Annotated in this window: 9 protein-coding genes; 3 read left to right on the top strand and 6 right to left on the bottom strand. The window is 73.3% G+C overall.

What is annotated here, in order from left to right; all coding sequences use genetic code 11:
• The 3 genes from ASD33_RS12430 to ASD33_RS12420 form a co-directional block, all read right to left on the bottom strand.
• Nucleotides 1-1159, bottom strand: a 1159-nt coding sequence (locus ASD33_RS12430) for an AMP-binding protein (protein WP_242427139.1), incomplete at its 3' end; no start/stop codon positions are given.
• A 7-nt stretch (nt 1160-1166) separates the two neighbouring features.
• Nucleotides 1167-2750 (bottom strand): condensation domain-containing protein, encoded by a 1584-nt coding sequence (locus ASD33_RS12425; RefSeq protein ID WP_079044728.1) that lies wholly within the window; start codon nt 2748-2750, stop codon nt 1167-1169.
• A gap of 135 nt (nt 2751-2885) precedes the next feature.
• Nucleotides 2886-4496 carry a helix-turn-helix domain-containing protein gene (locus ASD33_RS12420; RefSeq protein WP_063991948.1) on the bottom strand — a complete coding sequence of 537 codons (1611 nt, stop codon included), beginning with the start codon at nt 4494-4496 and terminating at the stop codon, nt 2886-2888.
• A 314-nt stretch (nt 4497-4810) separates the two neighbouring features.
• Between ASD33_RS12420 and ASD33_RS12415 the strand changes: the two genes are divergently transcribed.
• Nucleotides 4811-5017, top strand: a complete 207-nt coding sequence (locus tag ASD33_RS12415) for a hypothetical protein (RefSeq protein WP_056557863.1) — start codon at nt 4811-4813, stop codon at nt 5015-5017.
• Between the two features lie 76 nt (nt 5018-5093).
• On the opposite strand, the gene ASD33_RS12410 is transcribed toward ASD33_RS12415, so the two are convergent.
• Nucleotides 5094-8585, bottom strand: a complete 3492-nt coding sequence (locus ASD33_RS12410; RefSeq protein ID WP_242426966.1) for a BTAD domain-containing putative transcriptional regulator — start codon at nt 8583-8585, stop codon at nt 5094-5096.
• A 203-nt stretch (nt 8586-8788) separates the two neighbouring features.
• Between ASD33_RS12410 and ASD33_RS12405 the strand changes: the two genes are divergently transcribed.
• Nucleotides 8789-9169 carry a nuclear transport factor 2 family protein gene (locus tag ASD33_RS12405; protein ID WP_242426965.1) on the top strand — a complete coding sequence of 127 codons (381 nt, stop codon included), beginning with the start codon at nt 8789-8791 and terminating at the stop codon, nt 9167-9169.
• A gap of 135 nt (nt 9170-9304) precedes the next feature.
• Complete coding sequence (locus ASD33_RS12400) at nt 9305-10285, top strand: DUF4232 domain-containing protein (RefSeq protein WP_056557861.1); 981 nt, start codon at nt 9305-9307, stop codon at nt 10283-10285.
• Between the two features lie 12 nt (nt 10286-10297).
• Here the strand turns inward: ASD33_RS12400 and ASD33_RS12395 are convergent, their stop codons facing one another.
• Together ASD33_RS12395 and ASD33_RS12390 are read right to left on the bottom strand one after the other, a co-directional pair.
• Nucleotides 10298-11704, bottom strand: coding sequence for a hypothetical protein (locus ASD33_RS12395; RefSeq protein WP_056557859.1), 1407 nt, complete (start codon nt 11702-11704; stop codon nt 10298-10300).
• An 83-nt stretch (nt 11705-11787) separates the two neighbouring features.
• Nucleotides 11788-15573 (bottom strand): choice-of-anchor D domain-containing protein, encoded by a 3786-nt coding sequence (locus ASD33_RS12390; protein ID WP_056557857.1) that lies wholly within the window; start codon nt 15571-15573, stop codon nt 11788-11790.
• Nucleotides 15574-15735: the final 162 nt, after the last annotated feature.

The following is a 15735-nucleotide window of genomic DNA, read 5'->3' as shown; positions in this document are numbered from 1 at the left end:
CTCCGGTGCGGTAGAGGCGGGTGCCGGGGGGTCCGTAGGGGTTGGGGGTGAAGTGGGTGGCGGTGGTGGTGGGTTGGTGGTGGTAGCCGTGGGCGAGTCCGTGTCCGGTGAGGTAGAGCTCGCCGGTGGTGCCGGGGGGTGTGGGGTTGAGGTGGGTGTCGAGGATGTAGGTGTGTTTGTTGGTGAGGGGGGTGCCGATGGGGTGGGTGGTGGGGGGTGTGGTGGTGGGTTGGATGGTGTGGGTGGTGGTGAAGCCGAGGGATTCGGCGGGGCCGTAGCCGTTGGTGATGGTGAGGTGGGGGTGGTGGGTGTGGAGTTTGTGGGTGTGGGTGGGGCTGGCGGGTTCGCCGCCGGTGTAGGTGGTGTGGGTGGTGTGGAAGGTGTGGGGGTGTTCGTCGGTGAGGTAGTTGAAGAGGCTGGAGGAGAGTTGGAGCATGGTGATGGTGTGGTGGTGGGTGAGTTCGGTGATGTGGGTGGGGTCGGGGCGTTGTCCGGGTTGGAGGATGGTGGTGCCGCCGTGGAGGAGGGCGCCCCAGTATTCGAGGGAGAAGGCGTCCCAGGAGACGGGTGAGCATTGGAGGAAGGTTTCGGTGGGTCCGAAGGTGCAGTAGGTCTGGTGGGTGAGGGTGGAGATGAGGTTGCGGTGGGAGGAGAGGATGCCCTTGGGGCGTCCGGTGGATCCCGACGTGAACATCACGCACGTGCAGTAGGTCTGGTGGGTGAGGGTGGAGATGAGGTTGCGGTGGGAGGAGAGGATGCCCTTGGGGCGTCCGGTGGATCCCGACGTGAACATCACGCACGCCACGTCGTCGAAGGTCACCACCGTCTCCGGGTCGCTCGTCGGCCGTGCGCCGATCGCGTCCGCCTCACGGTCCACCAGGACCGTGTGCCACGGCCCCGTCAGCCGTCCCGCCTGCCGGCCGTCGCTGACCAGCACGGCGATCCGGGCGTCCGACGCCGTGTTCGCCAGCCGCTCGTCGGGGAACTCGGGGTCGAGGAGGGCGTAGCCGGCGCCGGTCTTGATGACGGCGAGGACGGCGACGGCGAAGGCGTTGCTCCGTTCGAGCAGGACGCCGGCGAGGTCGCCCCGGCGCAGACCCGCGGCCATGAGGTGATGCGCGAGACGATTCGCCCGCTCGTTCAGCTCCCCATAGGTCAGCGTCTCTTCACCGAAGACGACGGCCGGGTGCTCGGGCCGCAGCCGGACCTGCTCCTCGAACAGCTCCGCCTCCGCCCCGCTCGTTCAGCTCCCCATAGGTCAGCGTCTCTTCACCGAAGACGACGGCCGGGTGCTCGGGCCGCAGCCGGACCTGCTCCTCGAACAGCTCCGCCAGCGTCGCGTCCCCGATCTCCACCTCGACACCCGCCCGCTCACCGAGCAGCAGGCGGCGTTCGGCGGGATCGAGCAGGTCCAACTCCCGTACGCCGCTGTCCATTCCGTCCAGCGCGGTGTCCACGAAGCGCAGGAAGCGGTCCTGGTGGTCGGCCACGGCCGCGAGGTCGCAGACCTCCGGTGCCGCGTCGAAGTCGACCCGTACACCCACCTCCGGCCCCCGGTCGTACACCCCGATCGCGAGGTCCTCCACCGGACCGTTGCTCAGGTTGTGCGTCAGCGTCGGCTGCCCCCCGAAGTCCAGCTCGGGAGCGAAGGCCATGATGTTGACTAGCGGCGCGGTGAGACGCCGCGCCCCCTCGGCGAGACCCAGATCCCGGCACATGTCCTCGTACCGGGTCCGCTGGTGCTTCAGCCCGTGCCGTGACTCCGCCACCACCGACCGCACCAGCTCGGAGAGCGAAGCGCCCGGATCCACCGTCAGACGCAGCGGCACCACGTTCGACGCCATCCCCGGCGTACGGCGCGCGAGTTCGGTGGTCCGCCCCGTCACCGGAAGTCCCAGCGTCAGGTCCGTGCGCCCGCTGATCCGGTGGACGTACGCCGCGACCATCGCCACCATCAGCATCGGCCAGCGGGTGCGGTGCGCGCGGGCCACCTCCCGCAGCCGCTCCGCCCGCCCGGGGTCGAGCAGCGCGCTCCGGCGCACGAACGGCACTCCGTCGTCCGGCACGCCCGTCGTACGGCCCTCGGCGATCCGAGGGGTCTCGGGGGCGCCGGTCAGGTGCTCCGTCCAGTGGGCGCGCTCGGCCGCCGCCTCCGGCGAGGACCGGTGGGCGGCGTCCTCGGCGAGCAGCTCGGGCAGCGTCCCGAACGGCGTCGGGCCCCACGCCTCGCCGGCCAGCGCCTTCCCGTACAGCTCGGCGATCCGCTGGTCGAGGAGGGACGAGGCCATCCCGTCGAGGACGACGTGGTGATAGCACTTGACGTAGAGGAAGTGCTCCTCGCCGAGCTTGACGAGCGCGTGCCGGGTCAGGTCACCGGCGGCCAGGTCGTAGGGGGCGGCCAGGCAGCGCCTGACCCACGTCCGGGCCTCCGCCTCCGGGTCGGCGGCACTGCTGAGGTCCACCGACTCGATGCGCCGGTCACCCGGATCGGCGTCGAGGATCTGCCACACGCCCTCCTCGTCCGCCTCGGTCCTGCGGATCCGCAGCACATCCGCCTCGCGGACCAGCTGGTACCAGGCGGCGGCGAACAGCTCCTCGTCCACCGCGCCCCGGATCTCGTGGTACTCGCCGATGTTGTAGCGGCGACCGGTCGGGTCGAGGTGGTGTGCCATCCAGATGTCGTGCTGCGCTGCCGACAGCGGCAGCCGCACGGCTGCCGCACCGGGGGCGGTACCAGCATCGGACGCCATGAGCGAGCTCCTTGTGAGAGACGGGGGTGCGAGGGCCGGCCGACTCCGGGGCGTTCCGCGCACCAACCGGCCGATGTCATCCAAACCCGGAGGCCCGGCCGCGGGCGGCAGTTGCCCCGGCACTCCGGCAGCAGCTCAGTGCGCGGCGGCAGCGAGAGCGGCGGGCCCGGCACCTTCGGCGCCCGTACGGCCGCGCGCCGGGCCGGCCCCGTGGGCCCCGCCGGCCTCATCGGTCTCAGCGCTCCACGCGGGTCCGTCAGTCCCGACAGCCCCAGCGGCTCCGGCAGCCTCGTCTGCCTCGCCATGGAACGCACGGACCAGCTGCAGGACGTGGAACCGGGACCGGCCGGCCTCGTGGCTGGGCCGGATCACCCCGCTGATCAGCAGATCCCGCACCATGCGTCCGCACTCCGGCAGCCCGAGGCCGGTCAGCCGGACGATCTCTTCGAGCCCGAACGCGCCGCCCTCGTCGTCATCACCGCCCGCCGGTCCCGTCCTCGCGCACAGCGTGGCGAGCAGCGCCCGGTGACCGGCGGAGAGCCGGGCCAGACCGCGGCGCAGCGCGGCCCGGAAGCGCAGTCCGCCGTCCCCGCCCGCGAGGTGGTCGAGCAGGGGCGCGGGATCCCCGTCCACGCTCGCGCGGAGCGTCGCGAGGTCACAGACCGCCAGCCACGAGGCCGCGGCGCCCAGCGCCATCGGATGCCCGTCGAGCCGGCGGCAGATCCGCGCCACCTCGGCCAGATCGGCCCCCTGGGGCACGAACTCGGGCCGGACCCGGCGCACATGGTCGAGGAAGAGCCGCACCGAAGGAGAAGCGGTCGCCTCCGAAGCCGAAGCCGAAGCCGAAGCCGAAGCCGAAGCCGACGATGCCGAGGCCGACGAGGACGAAGGCCCTGCGGGAATGTCCAACGGAGCCAGCAGAAAAGGCCGTTCACCGGGGATCTGCCACGGCTGCTCGGAGGTCACGAGGAGTCTCAGCCCCGGGCACTCCCGCATCAGACCGGTGAGCCGGTCGAAACGGGGTGCCCGCTCCGGGGCGCCGTCCAGCACGAGTAACACGGCCCGGTCGCCGATGAGTTCGGGAAGGGTCTCCCCCTGCCCGACCGGCCCCTCGCCCTCGCGCCGCTCCCCGCCGTCCGCCGGAGCGAAGAGGCGCTCGACGGCCGCGCGCACGAGCCGGTCGGCCCGCCCGGCGCCCGCGGCCTCCAGATAGTCCCGGGGCGCGTCCGGAAAGGCGTACCAGAGCACCGGAAGCCCCGCCGCGTACAGCCGGTTCGCGACTTCGAGGGCCACCCGTGTCTTCCCCACCCCGCTCAAGCCCACCACGTTGACCAGGCGTTCCGCCGCCGTGGACAGCTCGCTCACCATCGCCTCGGTCTCCGCCTCACGGCCCGCGATCCCGTGCAGCGCGGTCGGCGGGGCCGGCGGATCGGTGTCCAGGACGCTCCCGGCCGACCCGGTGGAGCACCGCCCCTGCTGCGCCGCGGCCTCCAGCGCGGTCCGGGCGCGGGAGCCCAGCCGCAGGGCGTCCGCTATCAGCCGTACGGTGTCGGTGCGAGGACGCCGTGCCTTGCCCTGCTCCAGGTCGCGGATCGCCCGCACACTGATCGTCGACAGATCGGCCAGCTCCCGCTGGGTGAGGCCGATCCGCAGCCGATGGCTCCTGATGAGGGCGCCGAGACGGGCGCTCTCTTGACTGGTGGAGGGGCCTGCGGCTGCCGCGGTGGACGGGCCGGTCATGCTCATCTGCGCTCCCGCGAGTCGTGGTGGGGAACCCCCTGGGCAGGTGCTGGCCGGCGCCTCCCCTCGTGGGGGAGGCCACCGTCCGGTTCCTGTTCCCATCGTTCGACTCGCGCTATCGGCGGAACATCACCCCGGCAATGGAGCGGGGAAAGCGGTCGCTATCACGGCATCACGCCGGTCCGTGCCGTGATAACGCGGGGATAGGGGCGGGGGCGGTACGGGGATTCCGGCGCTTCCTAGTGTGGTGCCCACAGAGAACGAAGCACGAAGCGGAAAACGAAGCAGACAGCGCCCCCAGACCCGAAGGGACCACTCAGATGAGCCTCACCAAGGCCCTCCGCACCGCCCTCCTCACCGCCGCCGTCGCCGGCGTGGCCGTGCTCGGCACCCAGGCCGCGCACGCCGAGGACGTCACCGCTCCCACGGGTACGACGCAGACCGCCCCGGCCACCCCGCTCGACGGCGCCGCCGAGCCGACGCCCACCCCCACCCCGAGCGCCACGAACAACGACCCCTGGGACTGATCCGGCCGGCCCGCAGGCCGCCGCGCTCGACATCGCCGAACGCCGCCGGACGTCGCTCAGCCCCGCTCCACGTCGCTCACCGCCCGAGCAGCAGTTCCGTCTCCCGAAGTTCCGGGCCCATGTTCCGGTCCCGGAAGGTCTGGGCGGCGCTCTCCAGCAGACCCCTCGACCGGTCCCGCTCACCCGAACGGGCGAGCAGCCGCGCCAGGTCGAGCCGAACCAGCGCCGATCCGCCCTGGTCCATGATCTGTTCGCGCATCGTCAGCGAACGGTCGTAGAAGTCCCGTGCGAGACGGTCCAGGCCCATGGCCGCGTGCGCCTGGCCCAGGTCCCGCAGCAGATGCCCCTCGCCGATCACGTCACCGCGGTCACGGCACAGTTCCAGCACCTCGCTGAAGGTGCGTACCGCCTGCTCGTGCTCGCCCCGTCCGTACAGCAGCTGCCCCACCCGGCGCAGCGTCCGTGCCTGCCCGCCCGTGTAGCCCACCGAGCGGTAGATCCCCAGGGCCTCGTCCAGCTGGGACTGGGCGGTGGAGTCCTGACCGCGCCGCATCCAGATGTGCGCGCTGTGCGTGAGGACGTTCGCACGCCCCACCGGGTCCTCGGCCCGGTCGAAGTCGGCGAGCGCCAGCCCGTACAGATCGAGCGCCCGGTCGTCGGCGCCGCCCAGCCGGTCCAGCAGGGCCAGGTCGCGGCGGCACAGAGCACGCCCGTGCGCGTCGTCGAGCTCCGTGAACAGGCCGAGCGCGGTCGTGAGGGCCTGCCGGGCCTCCTCGTGCTGGCTGCGGCTGAGGTGCAGTGAACCCATCGAGCTCAACAGGGCCGCCGTGCCACGGGTGTTGCCCGCCAGCCTGACCGCCGCGAGCGCCTGCTCGTGGGTCCGTTCCCACAGCTCGTGATGGCCGCGCACCTCGAAGAGCGTCACGAGCGTGGTCGCGAGGTCCCAGCTCAGCTCGTCCATCCGCTCCCGCGCCGCGTGCTCCACCGCCTGGCACAGGTTGGCCTGTTCGCTGTCCAGCCATTCCAGTGGGTCCACGAGGAGTTCGTCGACCACGGTGCGCGGCGGCTGCCAGCGGGGCGCCCGGCCGTGCAGGAGGGTGAAGTCCCCGCCGTAGATCCGCCGGTGGGCCTCCTCGGCGAGTGCCATCCAGCCGCCCATCATGCGGCCGAGGGCGGTCGACTGGGTGGCCGGCTCGTCGTGGGCGGCGAGCTGCTCGCGTGCGAAGACCCGGATGATCTCGTGGAACCGGTACCGGAATCCACCCGTCGACTCGACGCCCACCACGTCGAGCATCTGCACGTCGACGAGGGGTTCGAGCAGGTCGGAGGGGAAGGGGCGGCCGTCGTCGAGGAGGGCGCCGGCCAGCCAGCCCGGCAGCGTCGGCCCCTGCGCCAGGCTCAGCAGCCTCAGCAGCCTCCGCTCCTCCGCGCCCAGGCCGTCGTGGGTGAGCGACAGACTGGCCCGCATGGTCATCTCGCCGTGGGTCAGCTCGTCGAGCCGGTGCCGCTCGTTGGCCAGCCGGTGGACCATCGAGGCCAGCGTCCAGTGCGGGCGCGCGGCCAGCCGGGCGGCCACGATCCGCAGCGCGAGCGGCAGTCCTCCCACCGTCCTGATCAGCGCCTCGGCGGCCACCGACTCCCGGGTGACCCGCTCGGGGCCGATGACCCGGACGAGGAGTTCCAGGGCGCGCTCGGTGTCGAGGACGTCCAGCTCCACGCGGTACGCGCCGGGCAGCCCGGTGATCCGCAGCCGGCTGGTCACCAGCACCGCGCAGCTACGGGTGCCAGGAAGCAGCGGCCGGACCTGGCTCTCCGAGGCGGCGTCGTCGAGGACGACGAGCACGCGCCGGGTGGCGAGCAGGGTCCGGTACATCTCGGCCCGCTCGTCGAGCGACTCGGGGATCACCGGGCCGGGGATGCCGAGAGCCCGCAGGAAACGGCCGAGGACCTCGGACGCCGTGGCGGGAGCGGCCGTGGTGCCGCGCAGGTCGCAGTACAGCTGACCATCGGGGAAACGATTCTCCCCGATGCGGTGCGCGATGTGGGTGGCCAGCGTGGACTTGCCGGTGCCGGGCTTGCCGACGATCACGGCGACCCCCACCGCCCGCCGCTGCCCGTCACCGATCAGGGCGCGCTCGATCGCGCCCATCTGCTCCTCGTCGCCGACGAAGTCCGCCGTGTCGGCCTGGAGTTGGCGGGGAATCTCCTCGCCCGCTCCGGCCACGGCTCCTGAGGCGGTACGCGCGGGGTGGGCCGCGAGGGTGTCCGGGGCCTCCGCGGCCGGTGCTGCCGAGGGTCCCGAGCCGGGTCCGGGCGCCGATCCCGTACGGGCTGCCGCGTCGATGCCGGTGGTGCCCGCGTTGCCCATCAGCCCGGCGTTGCCCATCAGTCCGGCGGCGCCCATGAGCCCGGAGGTGCTGGTGATCCCCGGGACACCGCCGATGCCGCCACCGCCTCCGACGCCCGCGATGCCGGTACGGGTGTCCCCGCTCGCCCCCGCGCCGCCGTACGGTTCAGCGCCGCCGGGATACGACTCCGCTCCGGAGTACCGCCCCGACCCCGATCCGGCACCTGGACCGGCACCCGATCCGGCCCCGGGAGCCGTGCCCGCTCCCGCCCCGGCTCCGGTACGGCCGTCCCATCGGCCGTCGTCGACGCCGCCGCCGTCGGTACGCCGTCCGGACGGCCGGTCGGCATCGTGCCCCGCGCCCGCGCGTCCGTCTCCACCGGGGGCATGCCCGAGGGGTGCCGAACCGATCCGGTCCCCGGGGCCGGCCGGCCGCAGCGAAGGGTCGCCGGAGAGGATCGCCGACTCCAGTCCGCGCAGTTCCTCGCCGGGCTCCAGGCCGAGTTCCTCCACGAGGAGTTCACGGCCGATCCGGTACGCCTCCAGGGCCTCGGCCTGGCGGCCGGAGCGGTACAGGGCCAGCATCAGCTGACCGCGCAGACGCTCGCGCAGCGCGTGTTCCCGCACCAACAGCTGGATCTCGCCGACCAGTTGGTGATGGCGGCCGAGGTCGAGCTCCAGCTGGATGCGGGTCTCCACGGCCGTCAGCCGTTCCTCGTCCAGCTGGAGGGCCTTGCTCCGCAGGGTGTCGCAGGTGACGCCGTCGAGACCCGCCCCCTGCCACAACTCCTCGGCGGCCCGCAGTCGTTCGACGGCCTCGGCGGGCCGGTCCGACCTGAGCAGCGCACGCGCCTCCGCCACCTGGCGGGCGAACCGGGCCGAGTCCACGCTCTCGCTGTCGGTCTTCAGGACGTATCCCGGCGGCCGGGTGGTGATGGCGGCGTCGAGGCCCGCCCCCGCGAACAGCTTCCGCAGCCGGGACACACAGATCTGCACCTGCGTACGGGCGGTGTCCGGCGGTTCGTCGTCCCAGATCAGATCGACGAGATAGTCGGTGCCGACGACCCGGTTGGCCTCCAACAGGAGGGCGGCCAGGATGACTTCCTGGCGGCCGGGGGGCACACGGACCGGCCCTCGCGGACCGGTGACCTGTAACGGCCCCAGGATGCGGAAGACAGGGCCTTCAGGAGCGGGGCGTACCCCGCTGACGGAGTCGGGCATACGTCTCCCAGGTCGGGGTCCGGCGCTCGGAGAGGGATGATCGCGGCAGCTGCCGGGTCAGTCTCCTGGAACCGAACGGCTTTTGTCCATGCCGTGGAGTTTCCGTGGGGAGCGTGTCGCGTCCGTCCGGTGATAGCCCTGCGATAGTTCGGGGTTGCACGGCCGGAGCAGAGTGTCCGAGGACGCACGAAAGGACACGGCCGGTGAGCAGCAGCGAAGACAGTGAGCGGGGCGGCGGGCGCGAGGTGGGCGGCATGGTCACGGCGGCCGGGGTCGACCACGTACGGCTCGCCTATCACTACCTCGACGACGGGGACGTGGACGGATTCGGTTCGCTCCTCCACGAGGACGTGGAGCTGCGCCGGCCGGACGCGCCGCCGGGTCAGGGGCGCGCGGAGGTGCTGCGGATGCACCGGGAGGGCCTGGTGCCGCCCGCGCGGCACACCCTCGACCGGATCGTGGCCGAGGGGGACAGTGTGGTGGTGATGGGGCGGGTCGGGGAGCTTCCCTTCGTCGACGTGTTCACGCTGTCGCCGGAGGCGATGCTGCGCGGCTGCCGTCGCTACTACCACGTGGCGCCCTGACGGGGCCGTGTCCTGAGCACGCGCCCTGACGGGGCTGCCCCGAGCGTGACCGGTCCGTCGTCCGGGACGGACCTGTTACCGGAAGCGTGGCCTCCGTCATGGCCGACGGGGCACCGCACCTGATCGACTCTGCCCATGCGCACCAAAGGCCTCACCCGCTACTCGCTCCCCGCCGCCCTCACCGGGCTCCTGCTGCTCACCGCCTGCGGATCCGAGCAGCCCGGGGCGGGTGCCGCCACCCCCTCAGGGCGACCCGTGTGCGGACCGGGGGCCGGGCCTTCCGCCGACGCCTCCACCAGCTCCTCCGCCGACTCCGCCGGTGCTTCCGCCGCCCCCGAGGCGTCGCCGGCGGCATCCCGTGACGGCGTCACGGTCATCGGAACCGGCGACGGAGGTGCCGGCGGCCGGCCCTGCGCCGTGTACTCGCTCACCAGCGAGGAGACCGAGCCCTTCACCTACGTCGTCGCGCTCACCTTCCTCTCGGAATCCGGCCAGGGGATCGCCGACGTGGAGGACACGGTCCAGCTGGCCCCCGGCCGCACGGTCCGGCGGACCGTCACCGCAGCCGGCCGCCTTCCTGAGGGCGGCCTCCCCGGCGGCGCCGCCGGCAACACGGGCCGTGTGCGGATCACGAAGGTGCGGAGCTTCCCGACCGCCGAGACGCCCGTCGAGGGCGGCACCTGCCCGCCCACGGGCGTGCGCGTGTACGCCGACGACGGCGACGCCGCCATGGGGCTCCGGGTCGTCGGACTCCACCTGGAGAACTGCGGCACCCGGCCCTACCCGCTCCACGGCTACCCCCGGGTGGAGATCCGCGACGAGGACCACGACCCCGTCGAGGGCGTGGCGGTCCTCCGGGGCGGCGACGCCGTCGCCACCGGCACGGGGGCCGACGGCCCCGCCCTGTCCATGGTCCTCGCACCCGGGGAGAGCGCCCACGCCGGTCTGGTCTGGCGGAACACCGTCGACGGCTTCTCCGCCGACCCCGTGAACGCCCCCTACGCGCGCGTGTGGGCGAGGTCCGGGGCCGCGCCGGTGACGGTGATCCCCGAGTTCGACATCGGCACCACGGGCAAGCTCGCCGTCGGCCCCTGGAAGAAGGACGACCCACGCTGACCCGCCGCTCCCTCAGGGATGCGTGAACACACCCACCATCCGCGTGTCCGGATTGCTGCTCATCCCGACGATCGCACCCCCGTCCGCGCGGTTGGCACGCGCGTGCGCGCCCGCATACCCGTCGTCCGTGAGGAAGATGCCGATGGCGGCGATCCAGTCGTCGACGGTTCCCGTCGCCGGGTCGTGCACCGGCTCGGGGTGCGGTACGACACGTTCCTGCGCCACATAGCCGCCGCGCTCCACGGCGACCCGCAGCGCCGCGTCCCACTCGGCCTCGGTGGACTCCCAGCCGACGAAGGTGTCGAGACCGCCGTATCCGGCTCCGGGCTTGAGGATGAGCCGCTCCCTCCGCTCCCGGCAGAGGTCCACCAGCTCACCGAGGCCGGAGCCGGAGCCGGAGCCGGAGCCGGATCCGGAACCCGAGCCGCGGCGCCCCGACCCCGGACCCACCCCGCTCGTCCCCAGCCCCCGGCTCCACGGCAGCACGCGCGCGACGAGCGCCCGCTCCGCCGCGTCGAAGGAATCGTTCCAGCGCGGGTCCGTGAGCAGCGCGAGCGCGCTCTTGTTCGCGTAGTAGCCGCTCTCCAGCGACGTGAACAGCACGGTCCGGCCCGCCCGGTGGGCCCGGAAGAACGGTTCCGCGGCCTCCGCGCCCTCCGGATCGGCCAGCAGCTGACCGGCGGCGAAGTTCCGCAGCACCAGGTCCAGCGGAGTGCCGTGGAGGGTGAGCTTCCCGTCCGCCCGGGTGCGTACCTCCCCGATCTCCCCGATCCGCAGGTCGAGCCCCTGCTCGGCCATCGCCTCCACCGTGGCCCGCATCAGCCGCCCGTACGGGGCGACACCGCCGCGCCCCTCGATCAGCCCGATCACCGGCTCCCCTCCGCCGGACACCGCCGGCCTCGCCCGGTCCCGCAGGACGGCGGCCGTCCGCGCGGCGATGTCGACGTGGCCGAGCCCGTGCTCACGGGCGAACGCGGCGAACTCGGGGACACCGAGCAGCCCTTGGTTGAACACGGCCATGTCGAGACCGCCGACCTCGCTGCCGAGGTTGAACTCCAGGAGCTTGTACCCGGTGCCGTCGTGGTACGCGTCGGCGCGGCCGAGCTTCGCCGGGACACCGCTCGCGCCCCGGCGGAGCAGGACCGAGAGCGCGGGACCGATCCCGATCTCCGCCGCGTACCGGTCGAGATCACCGTCGAAGAGCCGGTCCGGCAGGGACACCAGGAGGTCGAACAAGCCCTCCAGGTCCCGGGCGAAGGCCGCCGTCTCGGCGGCGCTCACGAACCACGGCCGGGGCAGCAGGTGCGCGCGCCAGGCCTCGTCGAAGGCCGGCGGCAGTTCGGCCCGCGCGACGGCGTCGGCGAGTCCGCCGTCCTCGCGCAGGCAGGCGTCCACGTAGATACGGCTCAGCTTGCTCATGTACGTCGCTCGCCTCACTGGAGAGATCGGGTACGTGTGCGGAAGTCGAGCAGACTACCGGAGGCGCTGCGAGAGCACCCGGCTCAGTACCCCACGCGTACCCCCGAGACCGCGTGACGGTCGGTCAGACCGCCCGTGGCGCCCGAGAAGCCGACGAGGACGTTCCCGGGCAGCGTCACCGCCACGTCGATGACCTGGACGCCGTCGACGAGGACCAGGAGACGCCCCGCGGCGGTGACGTTGACGTCGATCACGTGGCTGCCGGTCCGCAGGGCCGGCACGGCGGTCGACGTCGCCGCGTACCGCAGGGCCGAGCCCGTGCCGCCGGTGGCGACCGCCACGAAGTTCGCCGAGGGGTCCCCGGGATTGCGGTAGGTGTCCAGGGTGACCGCCACCCCCGGCAAACCGCTGAAGCCGAGCCCGCCGCCCCCGGCACCCAGCGCCCTGGGCGTCGTGCGCGACGCGTCGAGCAGCAGCAGGGCGAGCCCGTCGGCGCCCGTGCCGCCCGAGAGGGTGGCGGTGAAGCGCGCCTTCAGCCGCGCCGAGGGCACGGCGGTCGCCTGCACCGCGGAACCCGTCAGACCGGTCTGGGCGGGGGTGAGGACGAGGGAGGTGCCGGACAGGGCGGCGCTGCCGTTGTACGTCCACCCGTTGGGGCCCGGCGGCGGCAGCGCGTACGAGGGGGCGGTGATCGCCGCACCCCGCACGGCGTGGATGTCGGTCACGCTGCCGGTCCCGCCCGTGAAGGCGAGCAGCGCCGTCGACGGCAGCGCGGCGACCGCGGTCCGCAGCCGCTGGACGCCGTCGACGGAGACGGTGACCGTCTTCCCGGCGACGCCGACCGCGACCGTGTGGGTGCCCGACCGCAGGTTCGGCACGCTCGACGTCGTCGAGGCGTACGTCAGGGCCGAGCCGCTGCCGCCGGTGGCGATCCCGACGAAGTTGGCCGAGGGATCACCGGGATTGCGGTACGTGTCGAAGGCGACGGCCACCCCCGGGAGCCCGCTGTAGCCGAGGCCGCCACCGACGCCGCCGAGCGCGGTCGGCGTGGTCCGGGCCGCGTCCAGCAGGGAGAAGGTGAGCCCGTCGGCGCCCGTACCGCCGCCGATGACCGTCGTGAACGAGGCCTTGAGCCCGTCCGTGAGCACCGGCACCGGCCAGACCGCCGAACCCTTCTGGGACGCGGTCGCCTGGGTGAGCTGGAGGTCGTTCCCGGAGATCCGCGACGATCCGTTCAGCTTCCAGCCCCCGGCGCCCGGCGACGGCACGGTGACCACCGCCCCGGCGGCCCCGGAGCCCTTCAGCGACTCGTTCTGCGGGCCGCTCCCGTCGTTCGAGGTCAGCTCGTACGCGGCCGTCACCGCCCCGATCGACGTGGGGGAGAAGGTGACGGCCTGATGCACCACGTCCTCCGGGCCGAGGACCTGCCCCTCGCTGATCGGACTGGTCACGTGGAACGGAGCCGCAGGCGGCTTCGCCTTGGTGATCGTGAGCGGGATGTTCCCGGTGTTGCTGATGTCGAAGGTCCGGGTCACGGACTCGCCGACCTTCACCGACCCGAAGTCCGTCGACGTCGGCGTGACCGTGAGCTGCGCCCGCCCGGTCACCGCCTCACCGGTCAGCGCCACCGACGCCGTCCCGTCCGCACCCGTGACGGCGAGCGTCCCGGTGTGCGGGCCGGCGGCCGTCGGCGCGTACGCCACCTGCACGGTGACGGAGTGCCGGGGCGGCACGACCGTACCGGCGGGCGGCGGGTCCGCCGCCGAGAACGGGGCGGCGGGGAGCGAGACCCCGGAGATCGTCTCGTCCGCCGTCCCCGTGTTGGTGAACGTCACCCCCAGCGCCTTGTGGGTCGTCGTCGCCACCGTCCCGAAGTCCAGCGCGCCCGGCGACGCGACGAGCCCCGGCTTCGTCCCGTACCCGGTCAGACCGAGCGCGCTCTCGCCCAGGTCCGTCGTGAACGTCAGCGCCGAGGTGTCGGGCCCGGGAACCGTCGGTGCGAACGACACCCGCACGGTGTACGACTCGCCCGCCCGCAGAGTGCGCGGAAGCCCGTCGGCCGAGGCCGAGAACGCGCTGCCCGCGGGCGTGCCGACGCCGGTGACCGTCACGTCACGGGTCGCCGTGACGGTCGCCGTGACCGAGCCCGACCCGCCGACCGGGACCTCGCCGGCGTCCACCGGCTCACCCGTCAGGGCCGTGGCGGCCGGCCGGCCGAAGGCCTTCACCTGACCGTCGCGAGTGGCCACGTAGATCCGGCCGCCGTCCGCGACCGGCACCGCGAACTTCGCCGCCACACCGATCGGCGCCGACCACCGCAGCCGCAGCGCCCCGTTCACGGGCACCGCGTCGTACGCGCGCAGCTGCCCGTTCGCACCGTTCGTGCCGTCCGCCGCGACCGCCCACACCAGCGCCGAACCCGGGTTCGTGCCCGTGGACGTCACGATCGGCGAGCCGGAGGTGTAGCCGAACCGCTCCGCACTGCTCCCCGTGTTGCTGAGCGCCGGCAGCCCCGAGCCGGTGAGCCCGTACGCGAAGGCACGCAGCGGCCCCCGGCTTCCGATCGTGTACACGTACCCGCCCTGACCCCCGTACGCCGCCGGATGCCCCCAGACGCCCTCGTACGGCCCGAACGAGCCGAGCACCTTGTCGGTGCCGCCCGCGCCCTGGCTCCGGCCGCCGAGGTCGTCCCGGTCGAGGAGGAACAGCCGCCCGTCCTTGCCGATCTGGACCAGCAGCCGCGGATACCGGCTCGTACCGAAGACGGGTCCCGGCAGCGCCACCGGACCGCCCGAGCCCAGGTCCGTGTCGTTCTGGTCGAGCAGCGGCGCGTCGGAGGGGCTGAAGAAGTCCTGCGCCGACATCGTGCCGTCGCTGTTCACCCCGAGCCGGACCACCGACTCCGCGAGCTGTCCCGGCGGCCGGTTGCCGGGCCCCGGCGCGGGGGAGACCCCGTTGCCCGTGGTGAACAGGATGCGGCCGGGACCGTCCGAGACCAGACCGCCCCCGCTCATCCAGATGCCCGCCATCCCGTTCGCGGACGCGTCCTCGGTCGCCCAGAGCGTCGTCCGGCGCGTCGTCGTGCCGACCCCCAGCACGTACCCGACGTACGGGCCCCGGTCGCAGTGCGAGGCGAAGGCCGCGTACACCGAACCGCCCATCAGGAGCAGCCCCGGACGCTGGCTCGCCGTGTACGGGTTGAACGCCCGGCCCGGATCGTTGACGGGCGCGCCCGTCACCTTCACCGGCCAGCCCGACCGCTCGGCGCCCGTCGCCGGATCGAGGGCGTGCACGTACCAGTTCGGGTGCTGGACGTCGGGGCCGTCGTTCACCTTCGCCGTCAGGTAGACGGCGTCGGTCGCCGGGTCGTACACCGGGGTCGAGGTGACCCCCACGTTCGGGACGAGGTCCCCGCAGGTGATCGCCGAAGCGGGCCAGGGCGCGCCGAAGTCCTTCGTCCAGCCGATCCGGCCGGTCGCCGCGTCGATCCCGTACACCTTGTTGTTCTCCGTCGCCGCCACCAGCGTGTCGCCCACGACCAGGGGCTGCGCGTACACCTGGCCGTCGACGGTGGTGGAGAACTGCAGCCCGAAGTCCGAGGCGGACACCTGCTCGGGGGCGAGCCCCGGCTCGTCCGGGTCCCACCCGGTACGCAGGTCGTCGTGGGAGATCGTCGTCCGGTCGACGGCCGGAGCCCGTGTGAGCGCGGGAGCCACCGGACGCGGCGCGGGCGCGTGCGCGACCGGGTGCGGTACGGGAGCGGGGTGCGCCCCGACGGCGGCGACGGGACGGACACCCGCCGCGCCCACGGTCACGGCGGCGAGGGCCAGGGTCAGGAACTGGGCGAACGCCCTGCGTCGGCCGGCCATCTGTCCACCTTCGGGCTCGGGGCTCCACGGGATCACGCGCGGGCGTACGAGGCTTCACGAGAACACGCGCGGGCGTACGAGGCTTTACGGGAAGAACACGCGTCGGTGTACGGGGACGCGGCGCGGAGGTCCCGCGCGCCCCATCGTGAACCGGTCCGCCCG

The organism is Streptomyces sp. Root1304, from assembly GCF_001426405.1.
GTDB lineage: Bacteria > Actinomycetota > Actinomycetes > Streptomycetales > Streptomycetaceae > Streptomyces.
The sequence above is the reverse complement of the archived record's forward strand: the minus strand, read 5'-3'. Positions and strand labels throughout refer to the sequence as shown.

Bases quoted from the DNA above. Each gene is read 5' to 3' on its own strand.
- ASD33_RS12425 (WP_079044728.1), bottom strand. From the start codon at position 2,750: ATGGCGTCCGATGCTGGTACCGCCCCCGGTGCGGCAGCCGTGCGGCTG.
- ASD33_RS12420 (WP_063991948.1), bottom strand. From the start codon at position 4,496: ATGAGCATGACCGGCCCGTCCACCGCGGCAGCCGCAGGCCCCTCCACC.
- ASD33_RS12415 (WP_056557863.1), top strand. From the start codon at position 4,811: ATGAGCCTCACCAAGGCCCTCCGCACCGCCCTCCTCACCGCCGCCGTC.
- ASD33_RS12410 (WP_242426966.1), bottom strand. From the start codon at position 8,585: ATGCCCGACTCCGTCAGCGGGGTACGCCCCGCTCCTGAAGGCCCTGTC.
- ASD33_RS12400 (WP_056557861.1), top strand. From the start codon at position 9,305: ATGCGCACCAAAGGCCTCACCCGCTACTCGCTCCCCGCCGCCCTCACC.
- ASD33_RS12395 (WP_056557859.1), bottom strand. From the start codon at position 11,704: ATGAGCAAGCTGAGCCGTATCTACGTGGACGCCTGCCTGCGCGAGGAC.
- ASD33_RS12390 (WP_056557857.1), bottom strand. From the start codon at position 15,573: ATGGCCGGCCGACGCAGGGCGTTCGCCCAGTTCCTGACCCTGGCCCTC.